A 9,222-nucleotide genomic window follows, 5' to 3' on the forward strand; every position below is an offset into this window, starting at 1 on the left:
GCGTTCGATTTTCTATATTGCGGCCATCCCACCCACGCAGGCGGATGCAGGCGCACTCCGGTTTGGTTGTTTGACCGGCCGCCTCTTTAGGTTTGAAGCCCCCTCCCGGCACCTTCCTTTGGTCGAAACTTCCTGCCTCAAGACCTGCGGACTTTCCTGATCTTTCCGGCGTTCGCGTGTTGAACTCCCTCGCCATTCCTCTCCGTTTTTCCACAGGATCCTCCCAATGCGGGAAATGAAGCTTCAAGACCTCAAGGCGAAGACGCCGGCCGAACTGGTGTCGTTCGCGGAAGAGCTCGGGGTCGAAAACGCCAGCACGATGCGCAAGCAGGAGCTGATGTTTGCCAGCCTCAAGCAGTTGGCGATCAAGGAAACCGACATCATCGGCGAAGGCGTTGTCGAGGTGCTCTCCGACGGCTTCGGATTTCTCCGTTCACCGGATGCGAATTATCTGCCCGGGCCTGATGATATCTACGTTTCGCCATCGCAGATCCGACGCTTCGGCCTGCGCACCGGCGACACCATCGAGGGCCACATCCGCAGCCCGAAGGAAGGCGAACGCTACTTCGCGCTGCTCAAGGTCAACACGCTGAATTTCGAGGACCCGGAAAAGTCCAAGCACAAGGTCAATTTCGACAATCTGACGCCGCTGTTTCCGGACCAGCGCTTCCGGCTCGAGCTGGAAGACTCCAGCCGCAAGGATCTGTCGGCCCGCGTCATCGATATCGTGGCGCCGATCGGCAAGGGCCAGCGCGCGCTGATCGTCGCGCCGCCGCGCACCGGCAAGACCGTGCTGATGCAGAACATCGCGCATTCGATCACTGCCAATCATCCGGAATGCTACCTGATCGTGCTGCTGATCGACGAGCGGCCCGAAGAAGTCACCGACATGCAGCGCTCGGTGAAGGGCGAGGTCGTTTCATCGACCTTCGACGAGCCGGCGGTGCGCCACGTGCAAGTTGCCGAGATGGTGATCGAGAAGGCCAAGCGCCTGGTCGAACACGGCCGCGACGTGGTGATCCTGCTCGATTCGATTACTCGCCTCGGCCGCGCTTACAACACCGTCGTGCCGTCGTCCGGCAAGGTGCTGACCGGCGGCGTCGACGCCAATGCGCTGCAGCGGCCGAAGCGTTTCTTCGGTGCTGCGCGTAACATCGAAGAGGGCGGTTCGCTGACCATCATCGCCACCGCGTTGGTCGACACCGGCTCGCGCATGGACGAAGTGATCTTCGAAGAGTTCAAGGGCACCGGCAACTCCGAACTCATTCTCGACCGCAAGGTCTCCGACAAGCGTACCTTCCCGGCGATCGACATCTCGCGCTCCGGCACCCGCAAGGAAGAGCTGATCACCGATCCGCAGCTCTTGAAGAAAATGTACGTGCTGCGCCGCATCCTCAATCCGATGGGAACGATGGACGCCATCGACTTCCTGCTCGACAAGCTGCGCAACACCAAGAACAACGCCGAGTTCTTCGAATCGATGAACACCTGATCAGGTGGATGCGTTCGGCGGATCGTTAGCGCGGTCCGCCGGCGCAGTTTTTTGACGCCGCAAACCGCGCCGAAAATGTTGCGGCAAACCTGGGGCAGTGGACGGATCGCGGCGATCGGGCCGTCATCTGCTACCGCCATTATCGGTAAATAACTGACGATATTGATGAAATCGGCGTTTTCGCCGATTTTTTCATGCCCGGACCGGACTGCGCGGCATTTTCGTTGCGTGATCATCGAGGCGCGGCCAAATAGGCGATGCATACGCGCGAGCAGACCATCTTCGCTTTGTCCTCGGGTCGACCGCCGGCGGCGCTCGCGATCGTTCGGGTTTCTGGGCCTCAGGCCGCGACCGTGCTGGAGCGAATCGCCGGGCAACGGCCGCAACCCCGCGCGGCGACGCGCGCGCTGTTGAAGGATCCGAGCGGGCAGCCGATCGACGACGCCATCGTGCTGTGGTTTCCGGCACCGCGCAGCGCCACCGGCGAGGACGTCGCCGAGTTTCACATCCATGGCGGCCGCGCGGTGCTGCAGGCGCTGATCGCGGCGATCGGTGCTGTGGAGAATTTGCGCGCGGCGGAGCCGGGCGAATTCACCAGGCGGGCGTTCGAGAACGGCAAGCTCGATCTCACCGAGGCCGAAGGGCTCGACGATCTGATCCACGCCGACACCGAGCGGCAGCGCCGCCAGGCGCTGCGGCAGTTGAAGGGCCTGCTCGGCGACAAGGCCCGCGACTGGCGGGGGCAGATCATCGCGGCCTCGGCATTGGTCGAAGCCGCGATCGATTTTTCCGACGAGGGCGACGTGCCGGACGAGCTGATCGCGCCGGCCAAGGCCAAGATCGAAATTCTGCTCGACGAGATCGAGGACGTCTTGGCGCAGGAGGGCCGCAGCGAGCGGCTTCGCGACGGGCTGGTGGTGGCGATCACCGGGCCGCCCAATGTCGGCAAGTCCACGCTGATGAACCAGCTGGCGCGGCGCGAGGTCGCGATCGTGTCGCCGCACGCCGGCACCACCCGCGACGTCATCGAGGTGCATCTCGATCTCGACGGCTATCCGGTGACGGTGATCGACACCGCCGGGATCCGCGAGGCGATCGATCCGGTGGAGCAGGAGGGCGTGCGCCGGGCGCGGAGCCGCGCCGCCGAGGCAGACTTGCGATTGTGGCTGGTCGATACGCAGGCCGCGGGCGACGGCGAGGACGAGTTGCGAGCGTGGATTGCGGAGGGGCAGCACGGCTTCTGGGTGGTTCGCAACAAGCTCGATGAGCCGGAAGCGGTGACGCCGGATTTGTCGGCGAGCGGCTGGCCGTGCTTTTCGATTTCGGCGGCGAACGGCCGCGGCGTGCCGGAGTTGATCGGGGCGCTGACGCGGTACGCCGCGGCGTATTTCGACGAGGGTTCAGCGCTGATCACCCGGGCACGGCACCGCGAGCTGCTGCGGCAGAGCGCCGATGCACTCGGCCGCGCGATCGATCTGCCGGAAGCGGCCGAGTTGATCGCCGAGGAATTGCGGCTCGCGGCGCATCGGCTCGGGCAATTGCTCGGCCGGGTCGATGTCGAGGACATTCTGGATGTGATCTTTCGCGAGTTTTGTGTCGGCAAGTAATATTTCTTTGTTTATTTCTTGATAGGGTGAATTATGATTCGATATATGGGACTGTCGATCTCGTGTTTCACGTGAAACAGTTCGCGGGTAAACCCTGTTTCACGTGAAACAAGTCGGTCCCTCGATCCGAAATCCTGCTTCCCGGTTTTCCACAGCCGAGATACAACCCCGGCCATGCAAAGCTCATTCGACGTCATCGTGATCGGCGGCGGCCACGCCGGTTGTGAGGCCGCGGCGGCCGCGGCGCGGCTCGGCGCCACGACGGCGCTGGTCACCCATCGCTTCGCCACCGTGGGCGCGATGTCGTGCAATCCGGCGATCGGCGGGCTCGGCAAGGGCCATCTGGTCCGCGAGGTCGACGCGCTGGACGGCTTGATGGGCCGCGTCGCCGACCAAGGCGGCATCCAGTTTCGCATGCTGAACCGCCGCAAGGGCCCGGCGGTGCGCGGGCCGCGGGCGCAGGCCGATCGCAAGCTCTACGCCGCGGCGATGCAGGCGGCGATCGTCGCGACGCCCAATCTCAGCGTGATCGAGGCCGAGGCCGACGAGCTTTTGACCGCGGAGGGCCGCATCACCGGGATTCGCCTGTCCGATGGCCGCGAACTCGGCGCCGGCGCCGTGGTGATCACCACCGGCACCTTCTTGCGCGGGCTGATCCATCTCGGCGAACAAAGCTGGCCGGCTGGGCGGATCGACGAGGCCCCGGCGCTCGGCCTCTCGACATCCTTCGAACGGCTCGGCTTCGCGTTGGGCCGGCTGAAGACCGGCACCCCGCCGCGGCTCGACGGCCGCAGCATCGACTGGGGGGCGGTCGAAATGCAGCCGGGCGACGATCCGGCCGAACCGTTCTCGGTCCTGACCGATAAAATAGCCAATCCGCAGATCGAATGCGGCATCACCCGGACGCTGCCGGCGACCCACGCGGTGATCCGCGCCAATGTGCATCGCTCGCCGATGTATTCCGGGCAGATCCAGTCGTCCGGGCCGCGCTATTGCCCGTCGATCGAGGACAAGATCGTCCGCTTCGGCGATCGCGACGGCCATCAGATCTTTCTGGAGCCGGAAGGGCTCGACGATCCGACGGTTTACCCCAACGGCATCTCCACCTCGCTGCCGGAGGAGGTGCAACGCGCCATCCTGGCGACCATTCCGGGGCTGGAGCGGGTGCAGATGCTGCGCCCGGGCTATGCGATCGAATACGACCACGTCGATCCGCGCGAACTTGAGCCGACGCTGCAGGCCAAGCGGCTGAAGGGGCTGTTTCTCGCCGGGCAGATCAACGGCACCACCGGCTATGAAGAGGCCGCGGCGCAGGGCCTGGTTGCCGGGCTGAACGCGGCGCTGCTGGCGTCGGGCGGCGGCGAGATCGTGTTCGACCGCGCCGACGGCTATCTGGGCGTGATGATCGACGATCTGGTCACCCGCGGCATCACCGAGCCGTACCGGATGTTCACCTCGCGCGCCGAATATCGGCTGACGCTGCGCGCCGACAATGCCGATCAGCGGCTGACCGGCAAGGGCATTGCGCTCGGCTGTGTCGGGGCGGAGCGGGCGGCTTTCCATAAGGATAAGATGGCGGCGCTGGCCGACGCCAAGGCGCAGGCGCAGGCGCTTTCGATCACGCCGACCGAAGCCCCCAAGCACGGTTTGGCGCTGAACCGCGACGGGGTGCGGCGCTCGGCGTTCGAGCTGCTGGCCTATCCGGAGGTCGGTTGGGCGCAGGTGCAGGCGATCTGGCCGGAATTGGCGGCGATTGCGCCCCAGATCGCGGTGCATCTGGAGATCGACGCCACTTACGACGTCTATCTGAAGCGGCAGACCGCCGATGTGGCCGGCTTTCGCCGCGACGAGGGGCTGCTGCTGACCGATATCGACTACGCGCTGGTGCCCGGGCTCTCCAACGAGGCCCGCGGCAAACTGGAAAAGTCCCGGCCCCGGACCGTGGGCCAGGCGGGACGGCTCGACGGGCTGACGCCGGCGGCGCTGGGGATCTTGGCGGCCTATCTGCGGCGCGAACAGCGGAAGACGCGGGATTCGGCGGCGGGGTAGGGCGCAGCGTCGGTTCGGCCTCAACCACGACGCTTCCCGGCCTCAATGGGCGGGTGGACACCGTTTCACGTGAAACAACGTCGACCGTACGTGTCCCGCCGGGTCTCTCCTGCAAGACCTGCAGCGCGTCAGGTCGAAGCCATTCATTGCCCAGACAGGTCCCACCACTCAGCCGTAGCGCGATCCTTGATCTCGCGAAGTCAGAGAAGCGCTTTTCCCCTCATGGTGAGGAGCGCCTTAGCGCGTCTCGGACCATGAGGCCGATAACTCGAGACGCCCGAGCGGCTCCAGAATCCGTGGCCTAACACCCTGCGGATGCGGGATAGATGTGGCCGCCTCTTGGTTCGAGACGCGCGCCGAAGCCGGCGCGCTCCTCACCATGAGGCTTAGACTAGCCTTAGGCTTCACTCTCGCCGTCATCCTGAGGAACCCGCGAAGCCCGAAGGGCGAAGCCGGGTGTCTCGAAGGATGGCCACGGGTTCCTTGGGAGCCGCAGAGACTCATGCGTGCGCTAAGCGGGTCCAGTCGATTCACTCGGAGCCGCATCCTCGAAGCCCTCGCTCTGCTCGGGCACCGCACGATGACGGAGTTTTTCCTGATTACGCCGCGGCGGCTATCCCCCAGGACGCCGCACCGCGCTGCTCCTGAAGATGTGGCCGAAGCGCCTGGTACGCCAGAAAACTCGCACAGCAACGGCGTGCGCTCAGCAAAACGATGGATGTCGTGGGCGGCCAGGGGTATGAAACGAGCTGAGGGCGTGGACGATTCTGTCTTGCAGCGATCGACCGATCATTGCGACGCTGGCTCGAAGCGCGTGCGGCGATAATATCGTTGGGGTCGTCGTACCCACGCCTTGCCCCGCGTCCGCCATAACCCTTCGCCACCCAGGATTTCTCCGGCCGATGGCCCAACGCTCGCAAAAACCGCCGCCGCCTCCCGATCTCGTTGCCGACAAGGCGGCGGCGATGAAGCTCACCCCTGTTTCATGTGAAACAGAGGTGCGGTTAGAGGCCTATGTGGCGCTGCTGCTGCAGTGGCAGGCCAAGACCAACCTGATTTCGCCGGCGACGCTGCCGCAACTGTGGACCCGGCACGTCGCCGATTCGCTGCAGCTGTTGCGGCTGGCGCCGGACGCCAAATCCTGGCTCGACATCGGCAGCGGCGGCGGCTTTCCCGGCATGGTGCTGGCTTGCGCGCTGGCAGATATTCCCGGCGGCTCGGTGCAGCTGGTCGAGCGCAACGCCAAGAAGGCGGCGTTTTTGCGCGAAGCTTTGCGGGTGTCGGGCGGCGCCGGGCAAGTTATCCTCGCGGATATCGGGGATAGTGTGGATAGAATCGTTCCGCGTATCGATTGTGTCACCGCGCGCGCGGTGGCTCCGCTACACCAGCTTATCGGTTTCGCCGAACCCTTGATCAGCCGAGGCGCCAAAGCCTTGTTCCTCAAGGGTCAAGATGTAGAAGCGGAATTGACCGAAGCTACTAGATACTGGAAGCTGAACCCTCGCCTGCATCCCAGCCTCACCGGCGGACAGGGCTGGATTGTCGAACTCGACGCCGTCGAGCGGCAGCATCAGTCCGCCCCAACTCCCAATGGCGCCTCGGCATGACCGTAATTGATGAGATATATCAAGGTGATAGGCGGAAGGCCGGAGCCGCGCATCCGCGCATCATCGCGCTCGCCAACCAGAAGGGCGGGGTCGGCAAGACTACGACCGCAATCAATCTCGGCACCGCGCTGGCGGCGATCGGCGAGCGCGTGCTGATCGTCGACCTCGATCCGCAGGGCAACGCCTCCACCGGCCTCGGCATCGACCGCCGCAACCGCAACTGCTCGACCTACGACGTCTTGATCGGCGAGGCGCCGCTGCGCGACGCCGTGGTGCCGACCGCGGTGCCGCGGCTGCACATCGCGCCCTCGACCATGGATCTGTCCGGCCTCGAACTCGAGCTCGGCGCGATGCGCGACCGCGCGTTCCGGCTGCGCGACGCCATCGCGCTGCTCAACAAGGACATCGATCCGCCGCTCGACTACACCTATGTGCTGATCGACTGCCCGCCGTCGCTCAACCTGCTCACCGTCAACGCGATGGCGGCGTCGGACGCGATCCTGGTGCCGTTGCAATGCGAGTTCTTCGCGCTGGAGGGTCTGTCGCAGCTGCTGCAGACCGTCGAGCAGGTGCGTAGTACGCTCAACCCGAACCTGTCGATCCACGGCATCGTGCTGACGATGTTCGACAGCCGCAACAACCTGTCCAACCAGGTGGTCGCCGACGTCCGGCAGTTCATGGGCAAGAAGGTCTACGACACCATGATCCCGCGCAACGTGCGGATCTCCGAGGCGCCGAGCTACGGCAAGCCGGTGCTGGTTTACGATCTGAAATGCGCCGGCAGTGAAGCCTATCTGAAGCTCGCCACCGAAGTGATCCAGCGCGAGCGGGAGCTACGCGCGGCGCATTGAGGTGTGGGTTCGGCGCCGTGCGCAGTCATCCTTCGAGACGCCCGGCTTCGTCCTTCGGACTTCGCCGGTCTCCTCAGGATGACGGGGACGATGTGCAGCTTCTCGAGAAGTTGCAACGAGCAAAGCGTCATCCTGAGGTGCGAGCCGTCTTCGGCGAGCCTCGAAGGATGCGACACGAGTGACGAACGACACCACCCGGCGCACCGCGCCGTTATTCGTACAAGTAGCAACGCGGAGATGCGACGTGAATCCAAGGGAGCTCTTGATGGCCGACGAGCAGCGTTCGCGATTGGGTCGCGGTCTGGCGAGCCTGATCGGCGATGTCGGCGGCGAGGCCGCACATCTGGAGCGGCCGCGCGCGCAGCGCAAGGTGCCGATCGAATTTCTCAAGGCCAATCCGCGCAATCCGCGCCGGGCGTTTTCCGACGCCGAACTAGGCGAACTCAGCGACTCGATCAAGCAGCACGGCGTGATCCAGCCGATCGTGGTGCGGCCGGTGAAGGGCGCGCAGGACCGCTACGAGATCATCGCCGGCGAACGGCGCTGGCGCGCCTCGCAGCTCGCCGGCCTGCACGAAGTGCCGATCGTGCCGATCGACGTCAGCGACGCGGTGGCGCTGGAAATCGCCATCATCGAGAACGTGCAGCGCGAGGACCTCAACGCGCTGGAAGAAGCGCAGGGCTATCACGCGCTCGCCGAGGAATTCAAACACAGCCAGGAGGACATCGCCAAGATCGTCGGCAAGAGCCGCAGCCACGTCGCCAACATGATGCGGTTGATGAAGTTGCCCGCCGACGTGCAGGCGCTGATCGCCGCCGGCAAACTTTCCGCCGGTCACGCCCGCGCGCTGATCGGCGTGCCGGATGCCTCGAGTGCGGCGAAGCGGATCGTCGAGGAGGGGCTGAACGTGCGGCAGGCCGAAGCGCTGGCGCACGAGGAGGGCGTGCCGGAGCGCGCGCCGCAAAAGGCCCGCGCCGGCAAGGCGGCGAAGGATCCCGACACGCTGGCGCTGGAAAAAAGAATCAGCGACGCGCTCGGCATGAAGATCAGCATCGACGACCGCGGCGGCGCCGGCGCGGTGCAGATCAAATATCGCGACCTCGATCAGCTCGACGACATCGTGCGCCGGCTGGAGGCGGGGGGTTAGTTGGCGGCGGGGGCGAGGCGAACGCCAATGCTTGTTCTCGATTTTCTGCTCGACATCATCGGCTACGGCACGGCGCGGATGCTGCTTCCTCTGTTGACGTTCGGCCGCATTCGGGTCGAAGCGGTGAAGTCGCGCGATGCCGGTTTCAATAGTCTTGGCTTCAAGCGGCTTCCCGGCGGCGAACTGTTGTGCGCGTCGGATCTCGCCGGATGGGTCGGCGTGCTGATCTGGGCGCTGCTGCTGGTGGTGATCGCCCTCGCGATCTGAGCGACGAGTAGCCGGCGCCATCGACACAAGGACTGCGTCATCCTGAGAGCCTGTGAAGCTATTCGATTGGCGGCTCTCGGCGATATGATGTGTCGCGATCGCTGCGCAGGAGTGCGGTTGGTGGGGTGCGGTCGGTGGCTGATCGGCTACGCCGCGGCGCTGTGGGTGAGGCGATGGCCTTGCAGGATGTTGTTGGCGAGGG

7 protein-coding genes are annotated in these 9,222 nt (G+C 65.0%); all 7 read left to right on the forward strand.

Translation table 11 applies throughout. From position 1 onward, the window contains the following. Positions 1–226 precede the first annotated feature (226 nt). Complete coding sequence (rho, locus tag HNR60_RS16095) at positions 227–1,492, forward strand: transcription termination factor Rho (protein ID WP_011470775.1); 1,266 nt, start codon at positions 227–229, stop codon at positions 1,490–1,492. A 257-nt stretch (positions 1,493–1,749) separates the two neighbouring features. Next, positions 1,750–3,099, forward strand: coding sequence for a tRNA uridine-5-carboxymethylaminomethyl(34) synthesis GTPase MnmE (mnmE, locus tag HNR60_RS16100; protein WP_184259274.1), 1,350 nt, complete (start codon positions 1,750–1,752; stop codon positions 3,097–3,099). A gap of 174 nt (positions 3,100–3,273) precedes the next feature. Next, entirely contained in the window at positions 3,274–5,148 is a 1,875-nt protein-coding gene (gene mnmG / locus HNR60_RS16105; protein WP_184259276.1) for a tRNA uridine-5-carboxymethylaminomethyl(34) synthesis enzyme MnmG, read from the forward strand. A gap of 902 nt (positions 5,149–6,050) precedes the next feature. Continuing rightward, entirely contained in the window at positions 6,051–6,755 is a 705-nt protein-coding gene (gene rsmG / locus HNR60_RS16110) for a 16S rRNA (guanine(527)-N(7))-methyltransferase RsmG (RefSeq protein WP_184259278.1), read from the forward strand. Continuing rightward, entirely contained in the window at positions 6,752–7,606 is an 855-nt protein-coding gene (locus HNR60_RS16115) for a ParA family protein (RefSeq protein ID WP_184259280.1), read from the forward strand. The genes rsmG and HNR60_RS16115 overlap by 4 nt, the downstream gene beginning before the upstream one ends. A gap of 265 nt (positions 7,607–7,871) precedes the next feature. Further along, positions 7,872–8,753: a ParB/RepB/Spo0J family partition protein gene (locus HNR60_RS16120; RefSeq protein WP_184259282.1), complete on the forward strand. Its 882-nt coding sequence runs from the start codon at positions 7,872–7,874 to the stop codon at positions 8,751–8,753. Between the two features lie 27 nt (positions 8,754–8,780). Further along, positions 8,781–9,020 carry a hypothetical protein gene (locus HNR60_RS16125; protein ID WP_184259283.1) on the forward strand — a complete coding sequence of 80 codons (240 nt, stop codon included), beginning with the start codon at positions 8,781–8,783 and terminating at the stop codon, positions 9,018–9,020. Positions 9,021–9,222: the final 202 nt, after the last annotated feature.

It is taken from the genome of Rhodopseudomonas rhenobacensis (assembly GCF_014203125.1).
Taxonomy (GTDB): Bacteria; Pseudomonadota; Alphaproteobacteria; order Rhizobiales; family Xanthobacteraceae; genus Rhodopseudomonas_A; species Rhodopseudomonas_A rhenobacensis.

What these genes read in the sequence shown, in the direction of transcription:
- rho (WP_011470775.1), top strand. Translation starts at nt 227, where the DNA reads ATGCGGGAAATGAAGCTTCAAGACCTCAAGGCGAAGACGCCGGCCGAA.
- mnmE (WP_184259274.1), top strand. Translation starts at nt 1,750, where the DNA reads ATGCATACGCGCGAGCAGACCATCTTCGCTTTGTCCTCGGGTCGACCG.
- mnmG (WP_184259276.1), top strand. Translation starts at nt 3,274, where the DNA reads ATGCAAAGCTCATTCGACGTCATCGTGATCGGCGGCGGCCACGCCGGT.
- rsmG (WP_184259278.1), top strand. Translation starts at nt 6,051, where the DNA reads ATGGCCCAACGCTCGCAAAAACCGCCGCCGCCTCCCGATCTCGTTGCC.
- HNR60_RS16115 (WP_184259280.1), top strand. Translation starts at nt 6,752, where the DNA reads ATGACCGTAATTGATGAGATATATCAAGGTGATAGGCGGAAGGCCGGA.
- HNR60_RS16120 (WP_184259282.1), top strand. Translation starts at nt 7,872, where the DNA reads ATGGCCGACGAGCAGCGTTCGCGATTGGGTCGCGGTCTGGCGAGCCTG.
- HNR60_RS16125 (WP_184259283.1), top strand. Translation starts at nt 8,781, where the DNA reads ATGCTTGTTCTCGATTTTCTGCTCGACATCATCGGCTACGGCACGGCG.